Genomic DNA, 25,749 nt, shown 5'->3' with positions numbered 1-25,749 from the left:
TTCCTAGCCTAAACCTGGTCGGCGTTCGCGGAGCTCGGCTGAGGGTTTGGGAGAGGGTGGTACTCAGCTGCGAGTGTCGCGGCGTTCGAGGATCGCGGTGGTGACCGCCACGAGCACGATGGACACGAGCACGGCGGCGGCCAGGATCGCGGTGATATCGCCGGCGGTGATGGTGCCGGTGTCGGCGAACATGCCGGTGCCGAGCTGAGTTGTGCGGGTGGCCAGCCCGTAGGGTGAGGCGATCGCGCCAGGGACCTCGATCATCAGTATCGCCAAGGAGATGCCTGCGGCGACGAGCGCGACGGCGATCGGGGCGGCGAAGGAGCGCAGGACCATCGACAGCGCGGACTGGGCGGCGGCAACCGGGATCGTCGCGAGCACGAGCAGCCCGATGATGGCGAAGTACTGGCCGGGCAGTACGCCGGGGAGCCCGAACGCGAACTTCCCGATGGCGATCACCGCAGCCAGGAGGATGATCTGCATGATCGAGGTGAGACCGGCGACGACGGTGGCTTTGGCGGCCACGATCCGCAGCGAGGAGGTCGGCCCGCTCATGAGCGCGTTCCAGTTGCTGCCGCGGTGCTCGGCCCGCCAGACCAGGGAGCCGAGGATCGCGACCCCGATCGCGAGCGGGAAGAGACCGTAGAAGACGACGGATTGGACCCAGACCGTGTGCCACCCGTTCTCCGGCTGCCCGCCGCGGGCCAGTTGGGTCGCCGCCCCGGCGAGCACGAGGACGATGGGCAGCAGCACCACGACGGGCCAGGCCAGCCCGCGCTTGAGTTTGATCCATTCGGCGGTGAGGGCACCCATGTCAAGCCTCCTGATGGTCGAATCGGTCGGTGATGATGGTGAAGAGGACGACGGCGACCACGGCGAGGGCGGCGGCGCTCGGATACGGCAGCGGCAGGGCGACGAAACCGGTGCCCTGGTAGTCGGCGGCCATCGCGAGTGCGTAGTAGCCCCACGGGGTCAGGTGCGCGACCACGTCGGGCAAACCTTGGGAGAAGACGGCCAGGATGGTCCCGAGGATTCCGATGCCGAGGGCGACGAGCTGGTTGTCGACCTTCGCCGAGACCAGGATGTGGCCGGCGAGCACGACGAGGTTGACGACGAGCATGCACCCGGTGAAGCCGGCCCAGTGCGCGAAGGAGACCGGCGGGATAATACCGACCAGCAGCTTCCCGGTCACGAGGACGAGCAGGCTGGTGCCGATCGTGGACGCTGCGACGACGAGCCCCAGCGCGGTGAACTTGGCCCGGCACACTCCGCCTGGGGTGAGTCCGGAGGTCGCCTGCAGCAGCCAGCCGTTGCCCTGGTGCTCGATGTCGGTCTGGCGCGAGGCGAGCACCGCCAGCAGCAGCGGGAAGATCAGCGGAATGCCCAGGGACATGCCCGCCAGCAGCCCGTTCCAGGCTGACGGTGCCTCCGGGCTGAACGTCGGGCTGGAGACCACGGTGTAGAGCGAAAGCCCGAGCACGGCGAGGATCATGACCGCGGTGACGAGGCCGATTCTCAGGTGCCGCATCTTGGCGAACTCATTGGCGATGGCACGGGTGTTCACAGTCCACCTCCGGCCGTGAGATGCATGAACACATCCTCGAGTGACTGTTCGTCGCGGGCCACCCCATAGACCCCGATCCCTTCGCCGACGAGCGCGGCGACGACGCCGGCCGTCTGCCGGTCATCGAGCCCGGGTACGGCGACCTCATGATCCTGGGTGAGCCGGGCGTTGAACGAGCCAAGCGTGGCGGCAGCGGCTTGCGGGTCGGAACAGGTGATGACGACGTCGGGGGTGGAGGCCGCCGTGAGTTCGGCGCGGGTGCCTTGGAAGATCATCCGGCCGCCGGAGAGGATGCCGAGCATGGTCGCGGTCTTGTCGATTTCGCCCAGCAGGTGGGACGAGACCATGACGGTCACGCCATCGCCCGCCAGCCGGCGCAGCAGATTCCGCATCTCCTCGATCCCGGCCGGGTCGAGGCCGTTGGTCGGCTCGTCGAGGATCAGTAGCCGAGGTTGCCGGGCCAGGGCCATCGCGATGCCCAGGCGTTGCTTCATGCCCAGCGAGTAGTCGCGGACCTTCTTGTCCATCTGGTCCTGCAGCCGCACGGTGGCCACCGCGGAGTCGATCTGCTGCCGGTCCAGTCCGAGCAGTCGCTGGACCAGGCGCATGTTCTCCGCCCCGGTCAGGTGCGCGTAGCCCGGCGGGGCCTCGATGAGCGAGCCGATGTCGCCGAGCAGACTCCTTCGGGTGTCGCGGGTCATGGGCTGTCCCATGATCTCGACGTTCCCGCTGGTGGGTTGGATGAGTGAGAGCAGCATCTTCATCGTCGTGGACTTGCCCGAGCCGTTCGGGCCGAGGAACCCGTAAACTGCGCCCTCGGGGATGGCCAGGTTGAGGTTCTCGACGACGGCCCGTGAGCCGTAGCGCTTAGTCAAATTCTCGGTGGCGACGATCGTGGAAGACATACCTCTACGATCCCGGAAGCACCGCCGGGGAATCGTCTGGCTACAGGCGTATCTTCCGGCTATGTCTCACGAGGTACATCGCTGTGCTCGTATGCCTGAAGTGATATCCGGACAGCCCGGGTGACTCAGTGCTCGCCGGCCTCGACCAGCCCGGTCTCGTAGGCGAGGACGACGGCCTGGACCCGGTCGCGCAGGCCCAGCTTGGTGAGGATGCGACCGACGTGGACCTTGACCGTGCCCTCGGCCAGCACGAGTTCAGCGGCGATCTCGCCGTTCGACATCCCGCGAGCGATCAACCAAAGCACCTCATGCTCCCGCGGGGTCAGCTCCGTAAGCCGAACGCCCGTGTCCTCGTCATCTGATGCCGGCGGTCGCGACCTGGTGAAGTGGTCGAGCAGCCGCTTGGTGGTGCTCGGCGCGACCACAGCGTCGCCATTGTGGATGTGCTGGATCGCCGCGGTGACATCTTCGATCGGAGTGTCCTTGAGCAGGAATCCCGAGGCACCGGCCCGGAGCCCATCGTAGGCGTATTCGTCGAGATCGAAGGTCGTCAGGATCAGCACCTTCGGCGCATCCTCCCGCTCCCTGATGCGGTGTGTCGCCTCCACGCCGTTCATCTGCGGCATCCGCACGTCCATGAGCACCACGTCGGCTTCGACCCGATCGAGCACCTCCAGCGCGGTGTCGCCGTCATCGGCCTCGCCGACGACTTCGATGCCCGGCTGGGACTCCAGCACCATCCGTAGCCCCCTCCGGATCATCTCCTGGTCATCGACCAACACCACCCGAACCGTCATGATCCTCCCTCTACCGGCAGCACGGCGGTGATCTCGAACCCGCTGGACTCACGCGCCCCGGCCGTGAAGGTGCCGCCGTGTGCGGCCACGCGTTCGCGCATGCCGACGAGGCCGTGCCCGTTGGAGTCCGGCCGGTCGTTCACCGGTCCCTGTCCGTTGTCGGTGATACAGACTTCGACTTCGTCCTGCCGGTACTCCAGCCTCACGTCGGCGCGCGTGAGGTTCGGACCGGCGTGCTTGCGCATGTTCGTCAGGGCCTCCTGCACCAGCCGATAGATCGTCAGCCCGACGCCGTCCGGCACTGAGGTTGCTTCACCCTCGATGGCCAGCGTGACCGGCAGGCCGGCCGCGCGGGATTGCTCGACCAAGGCGTCGAGCTGACCGATGCCCGGTTGCGGGGCGTGGGATCCGGGCTCGTCATCGCGCAGCACCCCGAGCATGCGCCGCATCTCCGTCAGCGCCGTCCGGCCCGTGTCCCGCACGCCGAGCATCGCCGACTTCGCACGCTCGGGCTCCGAGTCGACCTTCGCGGCGGCTCCGTCGGACATGACCACGACGACGCTGAGGCTGTGCGAGACGATGTCGTGGATCTCCCGGGCGATCCGGGCGCGCTCGTTGGTGACCGCGATCCGCGCGTTCGTCTCTCGCTCCCGCTCGGCCTGCTCGGCCCGCTCCTGCAACCCGGACGTGTACTGGCGGCGAATCCGCACCAGTGTGCCCCACGTCCACACCCACAGCGTCACGACGACCAGCACGCCGAGCTGACCGACATCGATGAAGTCGTCCCCGAGGTTCGGGATGACAACCGCCAGCAGCCAGCCGACGACGACCAATGCTGCCGACAGCGACACGGTCCAGGCGTAACGCGTGGCGACGGTGTAGACGGCGAACAGCAGGATGATGTCGGCCATGATGATTGGCGCGCCGAACAACAGCTGAGCACACGCGAGTGCCAGCATCGCGCCCAGAACGGCAAGCGGAAAGCGACGGCGCAGAATGTAGATCGCGCACATGACGAGCGACAGGACCGTCAGCGCCGCATAGCCGCCCGGATTATCGATCAGGTGCAGCGCAGACGCCGGCATCGTCGGCAGGTTGTACACAAACACGCCGACCGCGACGAGCAGATCCACTAACCACATCCGCTCCCGAAACCACGACCCGGGAGACGGAGACGCACCCGGGGCCACCGAGGCGCTGGAGGGGCTCGTCGCGGTCGCCGGTGCCGGGGGCTTCATGCCACCCAACGCTACCGGCGGGAGCTTGGCGCAGGCCACATGCTCCACAGGTGGCCGCGAGGAACGTCGCAAGTCGGGCTTGCAGAAGCTGGCTCTCCGGGTCGTGGTCCTTCTCGCAGGAGGCCCTTGCCAGGCCCTTCTCATCCGAGTGGGTGGAGACCGCCCAGCGACGCTTAGGGAAGTCCATCTACCACCGCCCATGGGCAGGCAGTGGCGGACCGCAGTTCAACCACCTCGAGACAGAGCGCCCGTATGCTTACCGTCATCGCGGGCGGCGCGGTCAGGCTGGCGTCGTGTCGGTGCCGCGTGGCAACGTCGTGACAATGACGAAGCGACTTTCGATTCCCGAGGGAGACACAGTATGACCACGTACCTGCTCGTGCCCGGAGCGAACCACGGCGGCTGGTGGTGGGACCCGCTCGTCGAGAAGCTGCAGGCCCTGGGCCATGTCGTCTTGCCGACTACCCCGATCGGGCTGGACCCTGCGGCCGAGCCGCCGCGCGAGGCGATCAACCTCGATGACCACGTCGCGCAGGTCACCGCAGCGCTGCGCGTCGTGCCGGTCCAGGCCGACACCCCCGCTGGTCGCGACGTCGTCCTGGTGGGACACAGCTACGGCGGGAGCATCATCAGCGGCGTCGCCGACGCCGAGCCTGACCGGGTGCGCGCTCTGGTCTACCTCGACGCACTGGTTCCCGAGGACGGAGACTCGAGCTGGTCGATGACCAACGAGGAGGAGCACGCCTGGTACGTCAGCGGCTCGGCCCGCACCGGGGCCTTCGTGGATCCGATGCCGTTCTTCGACGACCGCGCCCGTCCACACCCGCTGGCCAGTCTCATGCAGGCCTCGAAGCTGACCGGTGCCTGGCGTCGGGTGCCAGTCAAGCACTATGTCGAGGCGACCGACTGGCCGGGCGAATCGCCGATGGCCGCGATGACCGCCCGGGCGCGCGGCGACGAACAGTTCATCGTCCACAGCTGGGACACCACCCACAACGTCATGATGCATGACGGACCCGATCGAGTGCTCTCACTGATCGCCGACCTATGACGGGCCGCGGTGTGTTACGGAGCGATGGTCAACCGGACATGCGCACATTCGGCCGGTCGAGAATCCAGCGCCAACTGCCGTGCTCCTGGCAGTCGCCGATTTGTGTCGTCGTCAAGGCCAGGTCACCATGGATCAGCGCGGGGAGAGCCCTTCCTGGAGTGACGTTTGGTCCGCCTTCGAGCAGACCCGCGTCGAACTCGCGGATCTCGCTGCGGCCGCTTGCGGCCGTTCCGTCCGGCAGCTCCAGCACGGCCAGCGCCCCGTGGTCCCGTCGCCGTTCTACCTCTCCGTTGCCGCGATCGAACTCGGTGTCTGAGAGCGCGCGCCTGGCAGCCGCTGCACCTTCTGTTGGCGTGTGGTTCGATCCGCAGTCCTTCAATGTATAGCGAGCACCATCGCCGTGGATGCTGGACAGCGGGCAGGTCCTGCGTGTTGCCCGGTGGACAGTTTTGGGAACCCGCGCGCCCTTCGGGGGTTCGGACCATAATGACCTGGCGGCCTTACCCTCCTGCCACTGACGCGGCGAAGCGTTCGATCGCCTCGGACCATTCGGCGGGCTCGTCGATCGTGAAGGCGCACTCGAGGTGGCTGAGATTGAACAGTAGCCAGTGCCAGTCCTCGCACTGCAGCGTCACACGCGTCCGGTGCTCGCTGACCACCTCGACCGACATCGACTCGAAGGCCAGAGCGGCGGCGACGTCGGGGGACGAAATTTACCGCCAAGGCGCGTGCCCACACCGTTGACGGGCTGTCCATCGCCGACGTCGAGCACCTGAGCGTCACCGAGGCCATCGACCGGCTCGATGAGCCGGCGATACGGAAGCGGCTCGTCCACCTCGACCGGGTCGGACCGGGGTATCTCACCTTGGCCAGCCGCTCAACACGCTTTCGGGTGGCGAGGCGCAGCGGGTGAAGATCGCGAAGGAACTGCGGGATGCGACCGAGCCGAGCATCTACCTCCTCGACGAACCGACGACGGGACTTCACCTCAGCGACATCGCACGGCTCATATCGGTACTCGACGACCTCATCGACCACGGTCACACCGTCGTCATCTTCGAGCACAACCTTGAGGTGATCGGCGTGGCCGACTGGCTCATCGATCTTGGCCCCGGCCCTGGCCGCCACGGCGGACAAGTGCTCTACTCCGGAGTCGTCGACGGCATCGGCGACACCGCGACGGGACGGGCTCTGCAGGTGGAACCCTAGACCGGTTCGCCCAGCTGCTGCGCGGGCAGTTCGTCTCCAGGACCATCTGCGGGGGCACAAGAACCGGGTAGAGCCGCTTGGTCGATCCGCTTGGTGGATCTGTGCGGCCTCTTGTCGCCGCTGACGAGCGTCCGATCGACGCGGCGCGCCCCGAGGTGCGCTATCTGGTGGACCACTCGCCGCCGTTGACCGCGATGACCTGCCCGGTGATCTGGCGGGCGGCCGGGGAGGCGAGGAAGTGCACCGTGGCGGCGACATCGTCGGGAGTGCCAGCGCGGCCGGTGTGGGTGGCAGAGATGAGAGCGTCGCGACGTTCATCGGTGAGCTGGTCGCGGAAGAACTCGGTGTCGGCGATGTAGCCGGGGGAGACCACGTTGGCGGTGATTCTCCTGGGCCCGAATTCGGCGGCGAGGTCGACGTTCCAGGCCGCCACGGCGGCCTTGGCGGCACCGTAGGCACCGGCACCCTTGTCGGCGGCGATGGACCCGATGTTGACGACGGTGCCGCCAGCAGCGAGCCTGTCACTGACCGCGGTGGTTGTCAGGACTGCGGTGAGCAGGTTGGCGTCAAGGTTGGCTCGCCAGTTCGCGGCCAAGGACGCCAAGTCGTCGGGGGAGGGGCGGTCGAAGTCCGTGTTGCCGCCGGCGCAGTGCACCACCACATCCACCGTTGCCGGCAGCTGGGTTACGAGTTCGTCGACCTGGGCGGGGTCGGTGCCATCGCAGACCACTGCCTGAACACTGGAGCCAAAGTCGTCGGCTGTGGCTTGTAGCGGTGCCGAGCGCCGTCCGGTGATGACGACGGTGTCGCCGTCGGCGGCGAAGGTCGCCGCGACGGCACGACCGATGCCGGTGCCGCCACCCGTCACGAGAACAGTGCGTGTCATGGTCATCCTCCATATCTAGTATGTTTAGGTCTAAACGCTAGCATAACGTTTAGACCTAAACCGGGAGACAGTCGATGAGTGAGCATCTGCACGAGGACGATCCGGTGGACGCCGTGGCGCTGGCCTGGCTGCGCGAGCGGCCGAGCACTCCGGTGGAGGGCATTGGCATCGTCACCAGGGTGTGGCAGTGCGCGAAGCTGCTCGGCGAGGATCGCCGGCGGACACTGTCCGAGGCTGGGGCCGATCCGGCGACCTTGGACCTGCTCAGCGTCCTGCGCCGCAGCGGTCCGCCCTACCGGCTGACGACCCGGCAGCTGGCCGACCGCACGCTCGTCAGTGCCGGTGCGATCTCGCAACGAGTCGCCCGCGCCGAACGGGACGGCCTCGTCGTCCGTGCCAGCCCAGTCCCGGGCTCCCGCGCCGTTGCGGTCACCCTCACTCCCGCCGGCCATGAACTCGTCGAAGGTCTCGTGGACCGGGTACTCGGCCGCGAGGCCGACCTCGTCTCTAGCCTTACCCCAGACCAGCAGTCCGCCCTGACGGAACTGCTCCGGTTGCTCCTCGCCGACCTGCACACCCAGGTCGGCACTCAGCCGCCCTCCCACGTCGGCTCCCCATGAGCTCAGCAGAATCAAGGCCATCGCCGACAACTAGTGGCGCGTGTTTGAGATGGGTTTACGGTTTGCCTTCGTGAGGATCTCCTCCGCGGTCTTGGTCCAGACGAAGGGATGGCAGCGGTCGTTCCATCCGTTGATGAAGGCGCGGATCCTGGCGTTGAGATCCTTGACGGAGCCGAAGCTGCCGCGATGGATGGCCTGTCTCTCGATGATCGAGAACCAGACCTCGACCAGGTTCAGCCACGAAGCGGACGTGGGCGTGAAGTGGAACTTGACGCGGGGGTGGGCGCTCAGCCAGTCGCGGACCTCTGGCGTCTTGTGGGCTGCGTAGTTGTCCATCACCAGGTGCAACTCCTGATCGGGATAGGCGCGGGAGACCTGCCTCAGGAAGGCCAGGAACTCTTGATGGCGGTGACGTTTCTTGCAGGCCGCGGTCACGGTGCCGGTGGCGATCTCCAGGGCGGCGAACAGGGTGGAGGTCCCGTGGCGCTTGTAGTCGTGGGTCCGGCGCTCGGGCAGCCCCGGCTGCATCGGCAGCAGCGGTGCGGTGCGATCCAGCGCCTGGATCTGGGACTTCTCGTCCACGCACAGCACGATCGCGTTCTCGGGAGGCTCCAGGTAGAGCCCGACCACATCGGTGACCTTGGCGACCAGCTCCGGGTCGGTGGAGAACTTGAAGGTCTCGCTCCGCCAGGGCTGGACCCCGTACTCCCGCCAGGCCTTGGCGATGGTGCCGTTACTGATCCCCAGGTGCCGGCCCAGCAGCCGCGAAGACCAGTGCGTGACCCCGTACTTCTTCGGCGGCGGAGCCAGCGTGGCCGAGACGATCTGCCCGTGATCGACCTGGCGCGGCCGTCCCGAGCGGGACTCATCCTCCAGCCCCTCGATGCCCTTGACCTGGTACCGGTCCCGCCAGGCCAGCACGGTCGGCCGGGAGACCCCCACCGTCTGGGCGATCTGGGTGTTCGAGACCCCCTCGGCGGCCAGCAACACGATCCGTGCCCGCTGCGCCAGCCCCGCCTTCACCGTCGACGCACGGATCAGCCGTCGCAACTGCTCGAGGTCACCCTCGCGCAATACCAGAGCCGGAGCAGGTCGATTCGCCATGCCCCCATGATCCCAAACCCCAAACCGTAAACAAACTAACGACACGCGCCACTAGTCTAGTTGTTCCACATGGAACTACCAACTGTCGTGGCGGGCGTGCCCGTCAGATGGAGAGGAGCCAGGAATGAGCGACGTCGAGAGCATCTCAACGATCAGCGCCGGGTTGGCGCAACGGATCATTGCGGCCGCCGACGATGCCGCTGTGGCTCAGGGGCAGCTGCGATTCGCCATCGCAGTGGTCGACCACGCGGGTGCATTGAAGGGATTCGTACGCCAGGACGGCGCAAAGCTCAACGCGGTGCAGGTAGCCCAGGACAAGGCCTACACCGCCGCTGCGTCGCAGATGTCGACCGAGCAGTGGTCGAAGGCGCTGGCCTCCGACGCCGTACTGGCAGCTGGCGCGCCGACCGGCATCGACCGGTTGGTGCCGATGGGCGGCGGGCTGCCCATCGTGATCGACGAGGAGGTGGTCGGGGCGATCGGCGTTTCCGGCGGCCATTGGAGCGAGGACGTCCGCGTCGCCGCCGCCGGGCTGACCGTGTTCGACCGACCGCGAAACGATCTGAACGAAAGGGAGGATCTGTGATGCCTGTGGCTGTGTTCGTTCTCGGGCTGACCGTGTTCAGCCTGGGGACCACGGAGTTCATGGTCGCGGGGCTGCTGCCCGAGCTGTCCACTGAGTTCGGGGTGCCGGTTTCCCAGGCGGGCTGGCTGATCTCGGTGTTCGCCCTCGGCGTGGTGGTCGGTGCCCCCTTGATCACCGCCGCCACTACCCGCATCCCCCGCAAGTCCGCTCTAGTCGGGTTGCTGGTGGTCTTCATCGCCGGCGAGGTCGTCGCCACGCTCGCCGGGTCGTTCGAGGTGCTGATGGCCGCCCGGGTGGTGACCGCGGTCGCGCACGGGGCGTTCTTCGGCATCGGGGCTGTCCTCGCCGCCGATCTCGTCGGATCTGGGCGTCGGGCGCGGGCGATCTCGATTATGTTCGGTGGCCTGACGATCGCGACGATCGCCGGGGTGCCGCTGGGCACCTTCCTCGGTCAGCAGATCGGGTGGCGGGCTGCTTTCCTCGGCGCGGTTGCCGTCCTCGGTATCGTCGATCTGATCGGTGTGGCCGTACTCGTGCCGAAACAGCCCGGCTCATCAAGCGGTCTGGACCTGCGGCGGGAGCTGTCCGCGTTCGCCAACACTCGCGTGTGGCTGGCGCTAGCCACGACCATGCTGTCCCAGGCCGGTCTGTACACCGCCTACACCTATATTGCGCCGTTGCTCACCGACGTCACCGGCTTCGCCCCCGGATGGGTGGCCCCGCTGCTCGGCCTGTTCGGCGTCGGCACCTTCGCCGGTAGCCTCATCGGTGGCCGACTCGCCGACCGGTCCTTGATGGCCACGTTGTGCCTCGGCCTGATCGGACTCGCGGCGATCCTGGCCGCTTTCTCGCTCACTGCTGGTCATAAGATCGCGATGGTGGTCACCCTTGCCCTGTTCGGCGTGGGAGCGTTCGTAATCAACCCCGCCCTGCAGACCCGCGTGATGAACCTGACCGACCATGCACCGACGTTGGCGAGCACGAGCAACATCTCGGCCTTCAACCTGGGCAATGCGCTCGGCCCGTGGCTCGGTGGGCTCGGTATCTCCGCCGGAGCCGGCCTCCTCGCCCCGAGCTGGATCGGAGCCCTGTTGGCGCTGGCGGCCCTCACTGTCGCCCTCACGTCTCTTGCCGCCGACCGTCGCGTCCGAAACCGCACGAGCGGACATACTCCGATGACGAAGCCCGGTTGAACGAGTCGGCGGCTACCTTCACGGTTGGTCGGTGGATTCGGGCGAGGTACTTCCTCGGTGGAGCAGCAGCGGGCACACGATGGCGGTCGCGACGAGGACGAGACCCCCGGCGATGGTGGCGGCACCGAGCCCGTCGACGAAGGCGTGGCGGGCAAGGCCAGTGAGGTGAGCCGCGGCTTCGGACGGAAGCTGCTCGGCAACGCTGATGGCTGCGCCGAGGCTCGAGCTGACGGCCCCGGCGGCTTCCGGCGGGAGGTCGGCAGGTACTCCGTCGAGGACCTGTGAGCGATACAGGGCCGTGCCGATCGAGCCGAGCACGGCGATCCCCAACGCGGCACCAAGCTCCGCGGCGGTCTCGGACAGGGCGGACGCAGCACCGGAGCGGGTCGGTGGTGCTGCGCCGACCACGACATCGGTGGCCAGCGTCATCATCGGCGCGATGCCAGCACCGATGAAGGCCGAGGCGAGGACGGCGACGATCAATCCATCATCGACCGGGACCCGGCTGAAGACGAGCATCCCTGCGGCCGCCACGGCAGCTCCGGCCCCGAAGACGATGGGGTAGCCGAAGCGGGGCACGAGCACGGAGGCCAGCACAGACATCCCACCAACGGCGACCATGATCGGCAGCATCGCCAGGGCGGCGATTAGCGGGGACAGGCCAGCGACGAGCTGCAGGTACTGCGCGCTGTAGAACATCACGCCGACCAGCGAGAACATCGCCAGACCCGCACCCAGGACGGCACCGCTGAAACGAGGGTTGGCGAACAACCCGACATCGACCAACGGCTCCTTGAGTCGACGCTGCCGAATCAGGAACACGGTGCCGGCGAGCACGCCGACGACCAGCCCGACCACAGCAGGGATTGTGAGGGCGAGTTCCTCGGCAGCTGTCTTGATCGCCCAGACGACCGGCAGGATCGCGGCGAAGGACAGCAGGACGCTGAACACGTCCAGCCGCGCCGATGCCGGACTGCGGTACTCGGGAACGAGGCGGGGTGCCAGCACCAGCAGTGCCGCGATGACCGGCACGTTGATGAGGAAGACCGACCCCCACCAGAAGGCCTCGAGCAGCGCACCGCCGATGATCGGCCCCAGTGCGATGCCGCCAGACAGGCTCGCGGTCCAGATGCCGATGGCCCGGGTGCGCTCTGCCGGGTCGGTGAACATGTTGCGTATCAGCGACAGCGTCGAGGGCATCAGCGTGGCACCGCCGAACCCCATCAGGGCGCGCGCGGCGATGAGCACCTGCGGGGTCGGCGCGAACGCCGCAAGCGTTGACGCCGCGCCGAACAGGGCAGCACCGAGCAGAAGAAGCCTGCGACGACCGATTCGGTCGCCGACATTGCCCATGACGATGAGCAGGCCGGCCAGGCCGAACCCGTAGGCGTCGAGGATCCACAGCGTCTGACTGGGACCCGGTCTCAGCTCCTGGGTGATGGTCGGGATCGCGATGTGCAGGATCGTGATGTCCATCGAGGTCAGGATCACCGGCAGCGTCAGCACGGCCAAGCCGAGCCACCGCGACCGCCGGCCATACGATTGAGAGTTCCGGGTAGGCATCGTGCGTCTCCTCGATCACGTTGCGTATGAAGTACGCAATCAGCGTAGCGTATGAAATACGCAACGCGCTAGACTGAGCTGTGGAGGTGATCAGGATGAGTCCCCGAGTCGGCCCGTACGGCCTCTTATCGCACGAAAGGATCATCGCTGCAGCCATCGAGGTCGCCGACGAGGCGGGATTGGAGGCGATGACGATGAAGCGTGTCGCCGCACGGCTCGGTGCCGGGGTGATGTCGCTGTACAGGCATGTCTCGGACAAGGACGAGCTGATCGGGGCCATGGTCGAGCAGGTAACCGCCGAATTCTCTTACCCCGATCCTTCCGGCCTGAGCTGGCGGGAGGCCATGCACGTCCTCGCCGGCCAGGACTGGGCCGCGTTCTTAGCTCACCCGTGGATGCTCACCGCCACCGCCACCGTCACCCCACCCTTCGGAACCGCCTCGCTGGCGGCCATGGAATGGGCGCTGACGGCGTTGGAAGAGGCGGACCTTCCGCCGGACGCGGCTGCCCGCGTGGTCATGACCATCAACAACTACGTCCAGGGCAGCGCGCGCGTCGTCCTCGGCGACCGGCAGTCTGAAGCCGGAGACGACCCTGGACGCATGTGGAAACAGCGTCTCCACGACGTCGACCTGAGTGACTTCCCGCGCCTGAGCAGCCTCATCGCGGGCCCCCTCCCCGCCGGCGAACGAGACTGGTTCACAGAAGGACTAGATGTCATTCTTGACGGCGTCCAGGCACAACAGAAGCCCTGAGCCGTCACAACGAGGATGAAGGAACTGTGCGCGCGACCAAGCCCTGCCTCGGCTTGTTCGAGAACGTCTTCCGCTTTCTCACATCGAGACGTCTCCAGTATCGCCATTGACGGTGACCGCGGACGAAGGAGTGAGGAACTCGGTGGCTCGTGGGACGGCGAGGACGGCGGGTATCTCGACTTCTCTGGCGACGATGGCTGCGTGGGAGAGCACTCCGCCTGTCTCGGTCACCACGGCCGATGCCATGGTGAACAGCGGAGTCCACGCGGGATCAGTGTGGCGGCAGACGAGCACGTCCCCGCGCTTGAACGTGGGAAAGTCGCTGGGCCCGCGGACCAGGCGCACGGGACCGGAAGCGACTCCCGGGCTGGCCGGCTCTCCCGTGAGGGTGGCACTGTCAGTCACGGTCGCAGGTGGCGGTTCCGTGGGTGCGGGCACGGGCGCTGTCACGGGCCGGGCTTGGAGAATCCACCTCGCGTCGTCTGTGATGGCCCACTCGATGTCTCTGGGGCCGCCCAGGATGGCCGAGACCTCTTCGCCAAGCGCGTGCAATCGGAGGACCTGGCGATCCGAAAGACAAAGCGTCTCCTGCTCACCCGGGGCGATGGGGCGGGTGACAAGACGCCCGTCGTGGCGGTCGGTGCGTTCGGTCTTGAGCCCTGGTCGACGCTCGGAAATGCCGGACTCTCCGACGCGCCAGGAATCGGGGGTGATGTGGCCAGCGACGATGCCTTCTCCGATCCCCCACGACGCTTCGATCACGCTGGTGGTGCCAGTGAACATGATCCCGGAGACGCTGGCGTCGACGAACCGCTGGACCAGCACGGCCATGTCGACCGCGACCGGGTCCTTTTCGGTGTGGCGGGCCCGGTACGCGACAGCGCGTTCGGTCCACATCGAGGCCCAGCACCGAAGGATCGCCTGGCAGACCTGTTCGGCCCCGCGCACGGCCAGGAAACTGTCGTGCTGCCCTGCTCCGGAGGCTTCCCTGTTGTCTTCGGTGCTCGAGGAGGAACGAACGGCCACATAGTCGGTCGGGGCCCCGGCGGTCATGCGCTCCAGCGCCCGGGAAACCTCATCGACGACTGCCTCCGGAAGGCGAGATCCGAGGATGCGCGATCGAGCCTCCTCGGCGCGATCGGCGGCGAGTTCGCCGAGGTCAAGAGCAGTGGTCGCAGCTCGATAGGTGGTTGCTGGCACGACGAATCCGGCGGGGACGTTGAGGCCGGCGCGTGTCAGCTCGGCCAAGGGCGCGGCCTTGCCTCCGGCGGTCGAGGGCTCAGCATTGACGAGGTCCACGACGCTCATAGCTGTCCCCCACCGGGGAAGCCTGTCCACCGCAGCTCGGTGGGCAGGTGAGACATGTCGTTGACCATCACCACACCCGTTGGCTCCTCCTCGTAGAGCTCGATCACCGTCAGGCTCGTGTTCGCAACACCGGCCAGGGACATCCATCGGTCCGGTGGGGCACCGAGCGCGTCGCGCACCAACCAGCCGATCGGGTAGGCATGGGTCACCGCCACCTCGTGGGTCGGGCGCTGTGCCTTGGAGTTCGGGATGCCGAACCGTGCCGCCAGGGCGTCTGCGGTCCGGCGACCGGCATCGGCTTCACTGCGGTCGTAGCCGTCGAAGAATCCCGCCCACGATGGGGAAAGGTCTTCGACCTCCGGGACGAACGGGACATGATCGACGAGCTCGGCTGCCTCGTCGACCAGCACCCGCGGCATCTGCGCGGCGATGGTCCGGGCGCTGTCGACCGCCCGGGGCAGGGGCGAATGCCACACCACGTCGATGGGCAACCGCCCTAGACGCTGCCCGATCAGCCGCGACTGCTCCCGGCCTTCGTCGGTCAGCTCGCCCCAGGCGTCGGCGGCCCCGTGGCGCACGAGACAGACAGTGCGAGCAACCATGGATCATCGATCTCCTGAACGTGGCTCGGTCGAGCGGTCACGACCGAGACTGGACAGCAGGTCCTCATGGAGCTCGGCCCACACGATGTGGCAGGAGAGCCGTCCCACGCCGGCGACCCACTGATCCTCGCCCGCGCGCGCCTTCTCCACAGCGGCAGAGAATTGCCGGGAGTACCGGGCGAATCGCGGAAGCCGGGCAGCCAGTTCACCCATGAGGGCGCTAAGAGCGTCAGCCAGGTCCGTCAGCTCCCGCAGCAGCACCTCCACACTGTTGTCCGCGCGGTCCAGCTGCCACTCGGTGATCACCCGGACGAGGCGAGGATTGACGCTGCTCTCGAAGTCCTCCGCCGTGGCGTGCAGAACAGGCCAAGCTCCGGAGGCCTCCAGCTCTTCCCGCAGCAATTCGGCGTTCCGGCTCTTGCCGGCGTCGGTGAGGATCCAGCCGCCGGAGTCAGCGAAAGCCATCCGCTCGATCAGGCGCTGCCCTTCAAGACCTCGAAGAGTGTCGCCGACGCTGCTGGCTGGCAGGTCGACGCGGTTAACGACCGCCCCAGAGTCAGCGAACCCGGCAAGGCGAACCGCGTGGAGCACCAGTAACTCATCACTGGAGCGCCGCTTCAGATCCGATCGGTCAGGGATCATTCTGATTCCTCCGCACCGTCGCTGGTCTGGGTGCGTGTCGATACCCGCTGGAAGCGCTGCTGGGCAGCCTGCGGAGACTTGACCCCCAGCTGCTTGGCGATATCCGGCCACGTCAGCCCCTCAGCTCGTGCGATCAGCATCAGCCCTGCTTCAAGAGCGTCGAGATCAGCCCGAGCGGACTCCAGCAGCTTCAGCGCGGCACGAAGATCCTCGTGGGAGGCTTCCCCGACAGCCGAGTTCGCTCGCCACATGGCGAAGCGAAGGAGCGTGACGTCATCGTGCACGGCCTCGGCCGGCAGCCACGGTGCCCGTGGCAACTGATCAGCACCGGACTCGAACAGCCGTCGTCGCGCCGAATCCACCTCATTCAGCTCATCGAACTCATTCGGGATGCCAGAAACCATGCGCCCACACTGCCATTACCAACATTTTGTTGTCAATATCTTTTTGAGATCGGTCGACGAGTGCACTCGCTACGAGTCCAGTTTCATCACCGTCTCACGTCGAACCAGTAGACGGCAGCGCTCGGCAACAGAGTGCTCCCGCTCCACGCAGCCACGGTGCACTGTCTGTTCCGGCGACTGTGAGGAACGGGCAATCCGGGCTTGACCTTGGTCCCACACCAACCCTGCATCCTGTCGGTACGGGTTCTCCGCAACGGGCGGCTGCGCGAAGGAGGCAGGTATATGACGACGTTCACCCAAGAGGTCGAGACAGAAGGCGGGGAGACACGCTCATGAGGACCCCACAGACGGCGACTCCGGCGATCGAAGTGCAGGGCTTGGAGAAGGGATTCGGGGAGCTGGAGGTGCTGCGCGGTGTGGACTTCGAGGTCGCCCGCGGGAGCATCTTCGCGCTGCTCGGCTCCAACGGCGCAGGGAAGACGACAGCCGTGCGCATCCTGTCCACCCTGCTCAAAGCCGACGCGGGTACCGCGAGAGTTGGAGGCTTCGACGTCGCCGCGCAGCCGGGGCAGGTGCGGGAGGCGATCAGCCCGACCGGGCAGTTCGCCGCCGCCGATGAAGTCCTCACCGGCCGGGAGAACCTGATCCTGGTCGCCAAGCTCCGACACCTCAAGAATCCAGGTGCGATCGCCGACGACCTGCTCGCCCGATTCTCTCTCACCGACGCCGGAGGCAGGAAGGCTGCGACGTATTCCGGTGGGATGCGGCGACGCCTCGACATCGCCATGAGCCTCATTGGGAACCCTTCGGTAATCTTCCTCGACGAGCCGACCACCGGACTCGACCCCGAGGCACGGATCGAGGTGTGGCAGACCGTGAAGGACCTGGCACAGCGCGGCACGACGGTGCTGCTGACGACACAGTACCTGGGCGAGGCCGAGGAACTGGCCGATCGGATCGCGATCCTGCATCAGGGACGGATCCTCCAGAGCGGCACCCTCACCGAGCTCAAGCAGCTCCTCCCGCCCGCCAAGGTCGAATACGTCGAGAAACATCCCTCCCTTGAGGAGGTCTTCCTCGCTCTCGTCGGCGACAACGGCACCAACGGTGCTGCCGGAACCGACACCACATCGAACGACAAGTAGGGGAACGACGATGACCACGCACTTCTTCACCGACACCGGCGTCCTCACCGCTCGCTCGCTGCGCCACGTCCTCCGCAGCCCCGACACGATCATCACGACCGCGATCCAGCCGATCGGGTTCATGCTGCTGTTCGTGTATGTGCTCGGCGGCGCGATTGACACCGGCCCTGGGTCGGGTCCCTATGTGAGCTACCTGCTGCCCGGCATCCTGGTCATCACGATCGCGGCCGGCATCGCCTACAAGCCATCACCGCACATCTACGCTCCTTTGGCCCGGCGACACGGGAACGCCTGCACTACTGGCTCGTCGAGGGACTGAGCGCCGGCCGCAGAAACATCGAACGTTGGCTCGCCGATCTCGGCACCCTGGTTTCAACGATCGACGTCGACGGGACAATGGCGCTGGCCCGTACCGAAGACATGGAGTCCCTGGTCGGCTCGTCGGGAAGCGGGGAACCCGTTTTCGCTGGCGGTCAGGATCCATGGATCCTCGGTGCGGGAACTGCCGACGAATGGGTTGTCCCTCGAGGAATCCGGCAGATGGCGTCCGCCGGGAAGAAGAACGTCGTGCTGATCGGTGGACGCCTTGCCGGGACGTGGACGATCACTGGATCCGAAATGCGCGTGACGTGGTTGGACGGGGCCGGCCCCGACGCTCCGAACGGACTTTCGTTGCAGAAGGCTGCGACGGCAATATTCGGCGATATAGCCGTTGTGCGCGTCTCGTGACCTCGAGCGAAACCTTGACATCATCGCCGCCGCAGACTGGATCATCGACATTGGCCCCGAAGCCGGGCACGACGGCGGCCGCGTCGTCTTCGAAGGAACTCCTGAGCAGATGGTCGCGCAGAGCGAGACCCACACCGCTGAACACCTGCGCAGCCACGTGAAAGCCTGACGCGACACACAAGCTGGGCGTTGCCATCCTCGCCCAGCTTCTCCGAGTAACGACTCCCCACTCAGGAGCCCTATAGCCGATTCGTATTCCGGGGTCTCATCAACCCGCTGGTCAAGCCTTGCGTAGTCCTTGTCGCGCGAATTCGACGACACGTGCCCGCACGAGCTCGTGCCGGTGCTCGTCAGTGGCGTCCGGCAGGAGGAATCGCGTCAGTTGCGGCATGGTGTGCGGCCAACAGGCCATGCCGATGAGCGTCATCAGCGTGGACGCAGTCTGTTCATCGGCGTCTCTTCCAAGCGTCTTGGCGAGAGCGTCGGCCTTTGCCTCGTAGGCGCGGGTGCGAGCGTCGTCCTCTGGAACGGGCCGGTCGCCATAATAAAGCGCCTCCCACAGCATGAGTCGGCGCAGCGTGGGATGGTCGCGGTGGAAGTCGTAGAGTCGTCCCACATACTCGGCGAGATCCCCTTCGGGCAGGCCGAGTCCCTGGGCGTGCTCGGCCTTTGCCTCTGTGACGACAGCATCGAACAGCTTCTCCTTATTGCCGAAGTAGCCATAGATGCGTTCCTTGTTGACGCCTGCCCGTGCGGCGATGGCATCGACCCGCGCCCCGGCGATGCCATGATCGGCGAACTGCTCGCGCGCAGCGGCGAGCAATAGATCCCGGGTCGTGTTTCGAGTTGCCATGCCTCCATTCTTACCACAAAATCCAACTGGTTGGTTGACACCCAACTAGTTGGTTGGGATGGTGGACGGCATGACAACCTCCACCTCGACCCCGAACAGTGCACCCGTTCTCCAGACAGTCGCGATACTGGTCAGCACGGCCATCGTCGGCATCGGTCAGACCTACACCGTCCTGCCGTTGCTGTCGACGATCGCCGCCGACCTCGGCACGTCCGCCTCAGCCGCGGCATGGCTGGCGACAGCGTTCAGCCTGAGCTTCGCCGCAGGCTTCCTCCTCGCCGGACCCTGCGCCGACCGCTTCGGACCACGACGGGTCATCCTCATCGGCCTCATCGCCGCAGCGGTCTCCACAGCAGCCGTCGCAACGGCGCAGACCCTGCCGATGGCAATCGGTTTGCGGGCCGTCCAGGGATTCACGATCGCCGCGCTCGCGCCGACCGGCTTCGCCTACGTCGCCGACCAGATCGCACAGACTCGCCGCCCGGCCGCCTTGAGTGCCCTGAGCAGTGCGGGCCTGGCCGCGGCAGTGTTGATGCAGGTCGCCGCGCAGGTCCTCACGCCGTGGGGATGGCAGTCGATCTTCATCGTCTCCGCTGTGCTCCTGGCCGTGCTGGCTGTCGTCGCCTGGCGCGGGCTGCGCCCCGATACCGGCGAACGGGCCGACAGTGTGCTGGGCGCGCTGGCACGAATGCCGCGATTGCTCACCCGCCCGGCACTCTTGGGCCTCTACGCGGCGACGCTGACCTTGATGGGCAGCTTCGTCATCGTCTACACCGGCCTCGAGCTCGCCGGCCCAGCCGCCATCGCCGGCAAGCCGGGCACGATTCTCATACTGCGCGCCAGCGCCCTGCCTGCCGTGGTCGCGATTCCACTGCTGGCTGGCTTCCTGTCACGATGGGCATCCCGCCGCCGCGCGGCTATTGCTCTGCTGGTCGCCGGTGCTGCGGTCGCCGTCGCGGCGGTCCTGGGCGAGAACGTCATTGTCCTGGCTGCCGCGCTCCTGATCTTCGTCGGCGGAATCGCGGCAGCCGCCCCGGCCATCGTCGAACTCATTCACCAACGAGCCGACGGCGCGATCGGCGCATCAACCGCGCTGTACACCGCCTCCATGTTCCTCGGCACCAGCATCGGACCGCAGATCGCCGCTCTCCTGCAGCCCGGCGGGTTCGTCATCATCGGGATCGCTACCGCATGCATCCTCACCATCGGGGCGTTCCTCGTGTGGACCGCTTCTCGACCAGCGTCATAGACGCGATATGTGTCTGCATCGCACCTCGTTGTCACATCGGGAGTATGCGCGACTGAAGAACCCGCGCGCGACCCTTTGCTCCATCCTCGCGGGAAAGATCGGCACAGTCAGATCACCTAGACTCCGTAGTGTTAGATGCGAAGTCGGCGTTGGCTGCCCAACCGGAAGAATGTTCGGCGTCGTTGAGCTTGAGGGGGCACACAAATGGGTCGGATAGTCGTCGCGAACTTCGTCAGTATCGATGGAGTGATCCAGTCGCCGCTGTCGCCCGACGAAGATCGTGACGGCGGTTTCGCGCACGGCGGCTGGGTCCCGCCGTACAGCGAGGAGGCCGTCAACGCTTTCATGCAGGATGCGACAGTCGGCGCAGCCGGCATGCTGCTGGGCCGCCGCTCCTACGAGATCCTCGCCGGCGCATGGGCGCAAGCAGATGAATCCGAGCCGGCGATCGCAGCCATAAACCGCATGCCGAAGTACGTCGTCACGTCGTCCTCGGATGATCTCACTTGGCAGAACTCCCAACTGGTCACGGGTGATCTGGCTCCCGCCGTCACAGACCTCAAGGAACGCACCGACGGCGACCTCGTCGTTCTCGGATCCGGGACTCTGATCCGTGGGCTCGCCGAGCACGACCTCGTCGACGAGTACCGACTACTGCTCTTCCCAGTCGTGCTCGGTGCCGGCAAGCGCATGTTCGACGAACGCGGGCACTTCGCCCGGTTCGAGTTGACCGATAGCGTCGTCGCGCCCAGCGGCGTCGTCATCCTCACGTACACGCGCGAACCACACCCTTGAACTCCCGGCATCAGCTCTCCGCCGACTCCTCTCCCATCGCGTCGCGGAGCATGGTCCCGCCTACCGCGTACTTGGCATCGGAGACCTCGGTGATCAGCACGTGCACCGACTCCGGAGGAGCACCGGTGCTGGCCGCGATGGCATCAGTGATGCCTTCGGCGATAGCCTTGTACTGCGGTGCACGCTCACCCGCCATGAGCTCAGGGACGATGGCGACATTGACAATGGGCATGATCGAGATTCTTCCTGTTAGTCGACTAGTGATCTCCTCCGATCATGCGCCGCCCCGAGCTCGAGCGGAAGACGGCACTTTCAGGTCAGGAACTAACCGACAGGTAGGACATGGACACTACGGCTGAAACGACAAGCGATTCCTTCACCAGCTACTGCGGTGCGACGGTGCGGCGCGCGATCGACCTCATCGGCGGCAAGTGGACGATGCTGATCCTGTGGGAGTTGCTCGACCGTGAGCACCGCTACGCCGAGCTGCAGCGCCGAGTCGCCGGAATCTCTCAGAAGGTGCTCTCCAGCGAACTGAAGTCTCTGGTCAGCGCGGGCCTCGTCGAACGCGAGGTCACGCCGACGGTCCCGCCACAGGTCACATACCGCATCACCGCGGAGGGAAGGAGCCTGGACGATGTGTTCGCCGCGATCGACCGATGGGGACACCGCCACAGGTGACACCTGTACCTGGTCAGCTCCCGGCCCGCGATGAACCTGCACGGCACGGGAATCCCTCGTCACTGAGCCGATGACCCGTTCTGGCGTCGACACCTCGACTGAACCCTTAGATAGATAGACACATGCGCCCCGTCAGGCCGAAGCCTGACGGGGCGCATGTGGGAGACGCTGGAGCTAGACACGGCCGGGCGTCTCAGGTCCCAGATCGTCTTCTACTCGAGCAGTTTGGCTCAACTACCGGCAAGTTGGCGAAGCACGTACTGTATTGCTTTCGTTAGTGGCAGTTCGGGCCCTTGGGCACTTCAGAGACAGGTTCGGCAAACTGAAACCCCAGGTCAGACGCCGATTGTTTCCACTTGTTCACCTACCGCTACCGCAGCATGTCTCGGTGCTGATCTTGGCGGGTCAACATGCTGCGATAGCGGTTCATGTGTCAGACTCACCGCTCCATTCGGTTTGATCCGATGATCCATGCTTCTTCATCCACCGGAACGGGATCCAGGACTGCTTCGGCGAGCTTGGCAAGACGATCGGCAGTGAGATCTGGGCGCGTGGGCGACCTGTGCCGAGCACGCTTTAGGCGGCCCCCTGGGACCCATTGCATGCTTGGGCCGCCGGCGTGAATGAGAGAATCGCTCCGTGCCCGACCTCTCGCCCCCAGCCGACTCCTCAGTCAGGGCGTCCATTCTCGACACCAGCGTCATCCCGCTCGGCGAGCGGGCTCTCCAGGGCATTCTCGATCATGTGATGGCCGTCGGTGACGAGGCCGAGACAACCTGTCTCGAGGTCAAGGGCCCGCTCGACATGGGAAGCAAGACGTCCACGGCCAAGATCGTGAAGTTCCTCCTGGGAGCGGCCAATCGTCGTCCGCACGAGGCGGCCCGGCATTTCCGCGGTTACGCGGTACTCGTGATCGGTGCGCAGAAGGACGATGCCCCCGGAGTGCCTCGCGGCACCGAGGCCCACGAGCTCGAGGACCGCCTCCGCCCCTACCTCGGACCGCAGTTCCCCGCCTTCGAGTTCGGGAGGATCGGAGTCGGCCGCGACAACGAAGTGCTATTCGTCATCGCCCAGCCGCCCGAGGACGGCCAGTCGATCTTCCCCTGCCACAAGAGCTATCAGGGCGACGACCGCCGCGACAGCCTCGAGGACGGAGCGATCTACGTGCGGGGCACCAGCAACACCCGTCCCGCACGGTCCGGAGAGGTCCTCGCGCTCGTCGAGCGCGCCCGCGGCGGCGGAAAGCCGCCGATCGTGCTCGAGGTGGAACTGGTCGGCTGCGTCCATCGCGTCGACCGCGTCGAGGAAGTCCTGGAGCAGCTGCTGAACTACCGAGAAGAGCAATTCAGCAAGGAACCGGAGCAGCACGAGAAGAGCTCCTTCTCCCCGGCGTCGCTCCAGTTGGCGTCGAGCGCATTCGGAACCCCGAGACCGCTGTCGAGGGAAGACCGCGAGAAGGCCCTGGCCGCTTGGCGGAGTAAAAAGGCCGAACACATCGCAGGCAGCCGGGAGCACTTCCTGGGTGCGGGACTGCTAGGAGCGGGGATCCGCGTGCTCAGCCGCGACCGTTTCATCGCGAAGCCGCGCCTGACCTTGACCTTCCACGGGTGCGAACTGTTCGACCACCTCGATGCCGACGACGCAGACTTCGAGAAAGCGGCCGAGCCAGTGCTGCGGAGACAGAATCCGCTCGGGCCAGGCTTCGACTACTCGACGCTCCGTCCCCTCCCAAGGGACTACCCCGTGAGCTGGAGCAACCGAGGCGAGGACGCGGAGATCGTGCTCACCCCGGAATCGTTGCGTCCGAACGATCCGTGGACCACCGACCAAGACGACTACGTGATCGTCGCGAGGGATCCCGGAGCCGGCTTGGTGGAGGTCTCCTGGGTCCTCACCGAGGACGGCAACGACACGGTGGCCACCGGCGAGATCACGGTGCCGACCAAGGAGCTCATCGACGCCGCCGACCTGTTCAAGTCAGTGTTCTCTGACGAGGAGTGAGCACGCCGCCAGATGCCGCTGGCGGTCGTAGCTGCGAGGGCGACCCATGAGACCAAAACTCCCGCAACGTTGCAGGGATCTCGTCTCGTTATGAAGATGTCTAAGAGACACCCTCATCGACCGCCACTGCACATCATCCAATTACGCTTGCGTTCCGGGCGAGCTCGACGCGAATATCCCTCCTGCAGCCCATGACGCGTATTCGCGAGCGATGTCTTCAAGCGCGGTGTCGCTGAGGTCACCGACGCCGTGGACGAAGAATCCGGAGCAATAGTTCATGCCGACTCGTGCGGCGGTGGTGGCGTACGGGGAGGTGAGCTCGTTCATCGTTCGTCCGTAACGCCCCTCTGGCACGTAGTCGTGGGCGCGTGACCAGGTCGACACCGCGATGGTGAGCTCTTTGCCTTCCAGTGCGTGTCCGCCGGGCCCGTAGGCCCAGCCGCGTTCCAGCGCGACTTCGAGCCATTCGGATAGCAGTGGCGGGGCGCTGTACCAGCGGAAGGGGAACTGCAGGACGATCCGATTGTGCCTGGCGAGTTCCCGCTGCTCAGCTGCGGCGTCGAAGCCGTCGGTTCCGCGGACGTCTGCCAGCGGGCGGACGGTGATCTGCTCTTCGGTGTCGAGTGCTCGGAGCCAGGCGGCGTTGACGCGTGATTTCTCCAGGTCGGGGTGGGCGGCGATCACCAGTGTGGTTGGCTGCATGGTCTCGTCGGCTACTTTCGCTGGTGGGCGTTCTGTTGATTCGTCCCGCGTGCTGACGCGCACGATGACCAGGGCGATCACTGCGACGACACCGAGGAGCGTTGCAAACGCGATCACGGCATTGCCGAGCCCGATGGCGTCAGCGAGATAGCCGGTGGCCACCGGCAAGACTCCAGCCGGGACGTAGCCGGAGATGTTGAGCGCGGCGTTGGACTCGGCGCGTCGTTCGGGAACGATCCGTGTGGCAATAAGCGTGAGGCCGGCAAGCTGACGCAGCCCTTGGGCGGTGCCCGCGAACAGAGCGGCGGCGAGGAAGACCGGCCACCATGGCGTCACGGTGACAGCGAGCCCCAGCATCCCCATCGAGACCACGGCGGTGATGGAACTGAGTGCGAGATGCTCTCGAGTGGAGAGGCTGCCCGCGGCGAACTGGATCCCGGTCGCAAGAAGGAACATTGCGCAGGCGACAGCCCCCGCAATCAGGGGGTCCGGAACGCCGATCGGTCCAGCCAGTACCGAGGGCCCCAGCGAGAGCACGAAGGAGGTCGCTGTGATGCCCGGGCCGAAGGTAGCTGCGCCCCACAGGAGTTCACGCCGACGATCCCGTGGAGGCATCGGCCAACGAAGGAGTCGTTCGCCCGTGCTTCCGATCTGCACCGCCCGTGCCAGCGGCAACCGCATACTGACTGCCAGGGCCGCGAGGCCCAGCGCCGTGACGACGGCGAACGTCCACAGCTGCGGTGTGGGGGTGGTCTTCGCGGTGATCTCCGAGAGCATCGGGCCGAGGCCTGCGCCGAGCACCATGGAGGCGGACGCGATGAGACTGCCTGCCCTCTTGCGCGCAGACGGCGCGACGTCGACTACTGCGGCCATCCCCGCCGTCACCGCTCCTCCGACGGCGACGCCGGCCAGCAGCCGGGCCAGCAGCAGCCACGCGACGTCCAGGGCGAGCATGAACAGCGCCCCCGGATGCAATCGCGGCCACCATGGCCGGCACGAGGACCACGCGCCGCCCGTATCGGTCGGCAAGCCCGCCGGCGACGATGAGCGTGCCCACCAGCCCGACCATGTAGCAGGCAAAGATGATCGTGAGCGTCCCGGACGAGAAGCCCCACTCCCGCTGCCACTCGACGTACAGCGGCGTCGAGGCGTTGGACAGCACGAACA

29 protein-coding genes and 2 pseudogenes are annotated in these 25,749 nt (G+C 66.3%); 14 read left to right on the top strand and 17 right to left on the bottom strand.

Going from position 1 to position 25,749, the window contains the following annotated elements:
• Positions 1-63 precede the first annotated feature (63 nt).
• The 5 genes from BLT92_RS18020 to BLT92_RS18000 form a co-directional block, all read right to left on the bottom strand.
• Positions 64-813 (bottom strand): ABC transporter permease, encoded by a 750-nt coding sequence (locus BLT92_RS18020; RefSeq protein ID WP_092107832.1) that lies wholly within the window; start codon positions 811-813, stop codon positions 64-66.
• Between the two features lies 1 nt (position 814).
• Positions 815-1,564: an ABC transporter permease gene (locus BLT92_RS18015; protein ID WP_092107830.1), complete on the bottom strand. Its 750-nt coding sequence runs from the start codon at positions 1,562-1,564 to the stop codon at positions 815-817.
• Positions 1,561-2,469: an ABC transporter ATP-binding protein gene (locus tag BLT92_RS18010; protein ID WP_092107828.1), complete on the bottom strand. Its 909-nt coding sequence runs from the start codon at positions 2,467-2,469 to the stop codon at positions 1,561-1,563. Before BLT92_RS18010 ends, BLT92_RS18015 begins: the two co-directional genes overlap by 4 nt.
• 125 nt (positions 2,470-2,594) lie before the next feature.
• Complete coding sequence (locus tag BLT92_RS18005; RefSeq protein ID WP_092107826.1) at positions 2,595-3,266, bottom strand: response regulator; 672 nt, start codon at positions 3,264-3,266, stop codon at positions 2,595-2,597.
• Positions 3,263-4,504, bottom strand: coding sequence for a sensor histidine kinase (locus BLT92_RS18000; RefSeq protein ID WP_092109584.1), 1,242 nt, complete (start codon positions 4,502-4,504; stop codon positions 3,263-3,265). Before BLT92_RS18000 ends, BLT92_RS18005 begins: the two co-directional genes overlap by 4 nt.
• A 361-nt stretch (positions 4,505-4,865) precedes the next feature.
• Here BLT92_RS18000 and BLT92_RS17995 point away from each other — a divergent pair, with 361 nt between their 5' ends.
• Complete coding sequence (locus tag BLT92_RS17995) at positions 4,866-5,555, top strand: alpha/beta hydrolase (protein ID WP_157691495.1); 690 nt, start codon at positions 4,866-4,868, stop codon at positions 5,553-5,555.
• 28 nt (positions 5,556-5,583) lie between these two features.
• Here the strand turns inward: BLT92_RS17995 and BLT92_RS20545 are convergent, their stop codons facing one another.
• Complete coding sequence (locus BLT92_RS20545; protein WP_157691494.1) at positions 5,584-5,805, bottom strand: hypothetical protein; 222 nt, start codon at positions 5,803-5,805, stop codon at positions 5,584-5,586.
• Between the two features lie 250 nt (positions 5,806-6,055).
• Positions 6,056-6,226, bottom strand: coding sequence for a hypothetical protein (locus BLT92_RS20540; RefSeq protein WP_157691493.1), 171 nt, complete (start codon positions 6,224-6,226; stop codon positions 6,056-6,058).
• A gap of 208 nt (positions 6,227-6,434) precedes the next feature.
• Between BLT92_RS20540 and BLT92_RS17985 the strand changes: the two are divergent.
• A pseudogene (locus tag BLT92_RS17985) lies at positions 6,435-6,764 on the top strand (ATP-binding cassette domain-containing protein); the annotation flags it as partial.
• Positions 6,765-6,924: 160 nt separating this feature from the next.
• On the opposite strand, the gene BLT92_RS17980 reads toward BLT92_RS17985, so the two are convergent.
• Positions 6,925-7,650 (bottom strand): SDR family NAD(P)-dependent oxidoreductase, encoded by a 726-nt coding sequence (locus tag BLT92_RS17980; RefSeq protein ID WP_092109581.1) that lies wholly within the window; start codon positions 7,648-7,650, stop codon positions 6,925-6,927.
• Positions 7,651-7,724: 74 nt separating this feature from the next.
• Here BLT92_RS17980 and BLT92_RS17975 point away from each other — a divergent pair, with 74 nt between their 5' ends.
• The gene (locus BLT92_RS17975; protein ID WP_092107820.1) at positions 7,725-8,270 is read left to right on the top strand and encodes a MarR family winged helix-turn-helix transcriptional regulator; all 546 of its coding nucleotides are present in this window, start codon (positions 7,725-7,727) and stop codon (positions 8,268-8,270) included.
• Between the two features lie 30 nt (positions 8,271-8,300).
• Here BLT92_RS17975 and BLT92_RS17970 read toward each other — a convergent pair whose 3' ends face one another.
• Positions 8,301-9,374 (bottom strand): IS630 family transposase, encoded by a 1,074-nt coding sequence (locus tag BLT92_RS17970; protein ID WP_157691492.1) that lies wholly within the window; start codon positions 9,372-9,374, stop codon positions 8,301-8,303.
• 124 nt (positions 9,375-9,498) lie between these two features.
• Here BLT92_RS17970 and BLT92_RS17965 point away from each other — a divergent pair, with 124 nt between their 5' ends.
• Positions 9,499-9,960, top strand: coding sequence for a GlcG/HbpS family heme-binding protein (locus tag BLT92_RS17965; RefSeq protein ID WP_092107816.1), 462 nt, complete (start codon positions 9,499-9,501; stop codon positions 9,958-9,960).
• Entirely contained in the window at positions 9,960-11,153 is a 1,194-nt protein-coding gene (locus BLT92_RS17960) for a Cmx/CmrA family chloramphenicol efflux MFS transporter (protein ID WP_092107814.1), read from the top strand. Before BLT92_RS17965 ends, BLT92_RS17960 begins: the two co-directional genes overlap by 1 nt.
• An 18-nt stretch (positions 11,154-11,171) precedes the next feature.
• Here BLT92_RS17960 and BLT92_RS17955 read toward each other — a convergent pair whose 3' ends face one another.
• Positions 11,172-12,716, bottom strand: a complete 1,545-nt coding sequence (locus BLT92_RS17955; RefSeq protein WP_092107812.1) for an MFS transporter — start codon at positions 12,714-12,716, stop codon at positions 11,172-11,174.
• A gap of 95 nt (positions 12,717-12,811) precedes the next feature.
• Between BLT92_RS17955 and BLT92_RS17950 the strand changes: the two genes are divergently transcribed.
• Positions 12,812-13,471, top strand: a complete 660-nt coding sequence (locus BLT92_RS17950) for a TetR/AcrR family transcriptional regulator (protein WP_092107810.1) — start codon at positions 12,812-12,814, stop codon at positions 13,469-13,471.
• Positions 13,472-13,549: 78 nt separating this feature from the next.
• On the opposite strand, the gene BLT92_RS17945 is transcribed toward BLT92_RS17950, so the two are convergent.
• Genes BLT92_RS17945 through BLT92_RS17930 form a run of 4 tightly spaced genes read right to left on the bottom strand, consistent with a single transcriptional unit; the run spans position 13,550 to position 16,427 of the window.
• Positions 13,550-14,779: a PEP/pyruvate-binding domain-containing protein gene (locus BLT92_RS17945; protein WP_092107808.1), complete on the bottom strand. Its 1,230-nt coding sequence runs from the start codon at positions 14,777-14,779 to the stop codon at positions 13,550-13,552.
• On the bottom strand, positions 14,776-15,381 hold the full coding sequence (locus tag BLT92_RS17940; protein WP_092107806.1) for a histidine phosphatase family protein: 606 nt from the start codon (positions 15,379-15,381) through the stop codon (positions 14,776-14,778). Before BLT92_RS17940 ends, BLT92_RS17945 begins: the two co-directional genes overlap by 4 nt.
• A 3-nt stretch (positions 15,382-15,384) precedes the next feature.
• Entirely contained in the window at positions 15,385-16,023 is a 639-nt protein-coding gene (locus BLT92_RS17935) for a hypothetical protein (protein WP_092107804.1), read from the bottom strand.
• Positions 16,020-16,427, bottom strand: coding sequence for a hypothetical protein (locus tag BLT92_RS17930; RefSeq protein ID WP_092107802.1), 408 nt, complete (start codon positions 16,425-16,427; stop codon positions 16,020-16,022). The genes BLT92_RS17935 and BLT92_RS17930 overlap by 4 nt, the downstream gene beginning before the upstream one ends.
• 332 nt (positions 16,428-16,759) lie before the next feature.
• On the opposite strand from BLT92_RS17930, the gene BLT92_RS17925 reads away from it, so the two are divergent.
• From BLT92_RS17925 to BLT92_RS17910, 4 genes and pseudogenes are all read left to right on the top strand, one after another.
• The gene (locus tag BLT92_RS17925; protein ID WP_092107800.1) at positions 16,760-17,572 is read left to right on the top strand and encodes an ABC transporter ATP-binding protein; all 813 of its coding nucleotides are present in this window, start codon (positions 16,760-16,762) and stop codon (positions 17,570-17,572) included.
• A gap of 10 nt (positions 17,573-17,582) precedes the next feature.
• Positions 17,583-17,813, top strand: a pseudogene (locus tag BLT92_RS17920) (ABC transporter permease); the annotation flags it as partial.
• Positions 17,814-17,818: 5 nt separating this feature from the next.
• Positions 17,819-18,301, top strand: coding sequence for a DNA glycosylase AlkZ-like family protein (locus tag BLT92_RS17915; RefSeq protein ID WP_231939172.1), 483 nt, complete (start codon positions 17,819-17,821; stop codon positions 18,299-18,301).
• A complete protein-coding gene (locus BLT92_RS17910; RefSeq protein WP_092107795.1) occupies positions 18,285-18,470 on the top strand; it encodes a hypothetical protein in 186 nt (61 codons plus the stop codon). Before BLT92_RS17915 ends, BLT92_RS17910 begins: the two co-directional genes overlap by 17 nt.
• Before the next feature lie 111 nt (positions 18,471-18,581).
• Here the strand turns inward: BLT92_RS17910 and BLT92_RS17905 are convergent, their stop codons facing one another.
• Entirely contained in the window at positions 18,582-19,154 is a 573-nt protein-coding gene (locus tag BLT92_RS17905) for a TetR/AcrR family transcriptional regulator (RefSeq protein ID WP_092107793.1), read from the bottom strand.
• A gap of 70 nt (positions 19,155-19,224) precedes the next feature.
• Here BLT92_RS17905 and BLT92_RS17900 point away from each other — a divergent pair, with 70 nt between their 5' ends.
• Both BLT92_RS17900 and BLT92_RS17895 read left to right on the top strand, forming a co-directional pair.
• Entirely contained in the window at positions 19,225-20,403 is a 1,179-nt protein-coding gene (locus tag BLT92_RS17900) for an MFS transporter (protein WP_157691491.1), read from the top strand.
• A 204-nt stretch (positions 20,404-20,607) separates the two neighbouring features.
• Positions 20,608-21,198, top strand: a complete 591-nt coding sequence (locus BLT92_RS17895) for a dihydrofolate reductase family protein (protein ID WP_092107789.1) — start codon at positions 20,608-20,610, stop codon at positions 21,196-21,198.
• Positions 21,199-21,208: 10 nt separating this feature from the next.
• Here the strand turns inward: BLT92_RS17895 and BLT92_RS17890 are convergent, their stop codons facing one another.
• Positions 21,209-21,430: a 2-hydroxymuconate tautomerase gene (locus tag BLT92_RS17890; RefSeq protein WP_092107787.1), complete on the bottom strand. Its 222-nt coding sequence runs from the start codon at positions 21,428-21,430 to the stop codon at positions 21,209-21,211.
• 110 nt (positions 21,431-21,540) lie between these two features.
• On the opposite strand from BLT92_RS17890, the gene BLT92_RS17885 reads away from it, so the two are divergent.
• Positions 21,541-21,879, top strand: a complete 339-nt coding sequence (locus BLT92_RS17885) for a winged helix-turn-helix transcriptional regulator (protein ID WP_092107785.1) — start codon at positions 21,541-21,543, stop codon at positions 21,877-21,879.
• 639 nt (positions 21,880-22,518) lie between these two features.
• Positions 22,519-23,880 carry a hypothetical protein gene (locus BLT92_RS17880; RefSeq protein ID WP_092107783.1) on the top strand — a complete coding sequence of 454 codons (1,362 nt, stop codon included), beginning with the start codon at positions 22,519-22,521 and terminating at the stop codon, positions 23,878-23,880.
• A 141-nt stretch (positions 23,881-24,021) separates the two neighbouring features.
• Here BLT92_RS17880 and BLT92_RS17875 read toward each other — a convergent pair whose 3' ends face one another.
• Positions 24,022-25,536 (bottom strand): MFS transporter, encoded by a 1,515-nt coding sequence (locus tag BLT92_RS17875; RefSeq protein ID WP_197679635.1) that lies wholly within the window; start codon positions 25,534-25,536, stop codon positions 24,022-24,024.
• Between the last annotated feature and the right edge of the window lie 213 nt (positions 25,537-25,749).

It is taken from the genome of Brevibacterium picturae (assembly GCF_900105045.1).
Classification (GTDB): Bacteria; Actinomycetota; Actinomycetes; order Actinomycetales; family Brevibacteriaceae; genus Brevibacterium; species Brevibacterium picturae.
This window is presented reverse-complemented; position numbering and strand designations above follow the sequence as displayed.

Excerpts from the sequence above, each read along its gene's own strand:
- BLT92_RS18020 (WP_092107832.1), bottom strand. The coding sequence starts at position 813 with ATGGGTGCCCTCACCGCCGAATGGATCAAACTCAAGCGCGGGCTGGCC.
- BLT92_RS18010 (WP_092107828.1), bottom strand. The coding sequence starts at position 2,469 with ATGTCTTCCACGATCGTCGCCACCGAGAATTTGACTAAGCGCTACGGC.
- BLT92_RS18005 (WP_092107826.1), bottom strand. The coding sequence starts at position 3,266 with ATGACGGTTCGGGTGGTGTTGGTCGATGACCAGGAGATGATCCGGAGG.
- BLT92_RS18000 (WP_092109584.1), bottom strand. The coding sequence starts at position 4,504 with ATGAAGCCCCCGGCACCGGCGACCGCGACGAGCCCCTCCAGCGCCTCG.
- BLT92_RS17995 (WP_157691495.1), top strand. The coding sequence starts at position 4,866 with ATGACCACGTACCTGCTCGTGCCCGGAGCGAACCACGGCGGCTGGTGG.
- BLT92_RS20540 (WP_157691493.1), bottom strand. The coding sequence starts at position 6,226 with ATGTCGGTCGAGGTGGTCAGCGAGCACCGGACGCGTGTGACGCTGCAG.
- BLT92_RS17980 (WP_092109581.1), bottom strand. The coding sequence starts at position 7,650 with ATGACACGCACTGTTCTCGTGACGGGTGGCGGCACCGGCATCGGTCGT.
- BLT92_RS17975 (WP_092107820.1), top strand. The coding sequence starts at position 7,725 with ATGAGTGAGCATCTGCACGAGGACGATCCGGTGGACGCCGTGGCGCTG.
- BLT92_RS17970 (WP_157691492.1), bottom strand. The coding sequence starts at position 9,374 with ATGGCGAATCGACCTGCTCCGGCTCTGGTATTGCGCGAGGGTGACCTC.
- BLT92_RS17965 (WP_092107816.1), top strand. The coding sequence starts at position 9,499 with ATGAGCGACGTCGAGAGCATCTCAACGATCAGCGCCGGGTTGGCGCAA.
- BLT92_RS17960 (WP_092107814.1), top strand. The coding sequence starts at position 9,960 with ATGCCTGTGGCTGTGTTCGTTCTCGGGCTGACCGTGTTCAGCCTGGGG.
- BLT92_RS17955 (WP_092107812.1), bottom strand. The coding sequence starts at position 12,716 with ATGCCTACCCGGAACTCTCAATCGTATGGCCGGCGGTCGCGGTGGCTC.
- BLT92_RS17950 (WP_092107810.1), top strand. The coding sequence starts at position 12,812 with ATGAGTCCCCGAGTCGGCCCGTACGGCCTCTTATCGCACGAAAGGATC.
- BLT92_RS17945 (WP_092107808.1), bottom strand. The coding sequence starts at position 14,779 with ATGAGCGTCGTGGACCTCGTCAATGCTGAGCCCTCGACCGCCGGAGGC.
- BLT92_RS17940 (WP_092107806.1), bottom strand. The coding sequence starts at position 15,381 with ATGGTTGCTCGCACTGTCTGTCTCGTGCGCCACGGGGCCGCCGACGCC.
- BLT92_RS17935 (WP_092107804.1), bottom strand. The coding sequence starts at position 16,023 with ATGATCCCTGACCGATCGGATCTGAAGCGGCGCTCCAGTGATGAGTTA.
- BLT92_RS17930 (WP_092107802.1), bottom strand. The coding sequence starts at position 16,427 with ATGGTTTCTGGCATCCCGAATGAGTTCGATGAGCTGAATGAGGTGGAT.
- BLT92_RS17925 (WP_092107800.1), top strand. The coding sequence starts at position 16,760 with ATGAGGACCCCACAGACGGCGACTCCGGCGATCGAAGTGCAGGGCTTG.
- BLT92_RS17905 (WP_092107793.1), bottom strand. The coding sequence starts at position 19,154 with ATGGCAACTCGAAACACGACCCGGGATCTATTGCTCGCCGCTGCGCGC.
- BLT92_RS17900 (WP_157691491.1), top strand. The coding sequence starts at position 19,225 with ATGACAACCTCCACCTCGACCCCGAACAGTGCACCCGTTCTCCAGACA.
- BLT92_RS17895 (WP_092107789.1), top strand. The coding sequence starts at position 20,608 with ATGGGTCGGATAGTCGTCGCGAACTTCGTCAGTATCGATGGAGTGATC.
- BLT92_RS17890 (WP_092107787.1), bottom strand. The coding sequence starts at position 21,430 with ATGCCCATTGTCAATGTCGCCATCGTCCCTGAGCTCATGGCGGGTGAG.
- BLT92_RS17885 (WP_092107785.1), top strand. The coding sequence starts at position 21,541 with ATGGACACTACGGCTGAAACGACAAGCGATTCCTTCACCAGCTACTGC.
- BLT92_RS17875 (WP_197679635.1), bottom strand. The coding sequence starts at position 25,536 with ATGCTCGCCCTGGACGTCGCGTGGCTGCTGCTGGCCCGGCTGCTGGCC.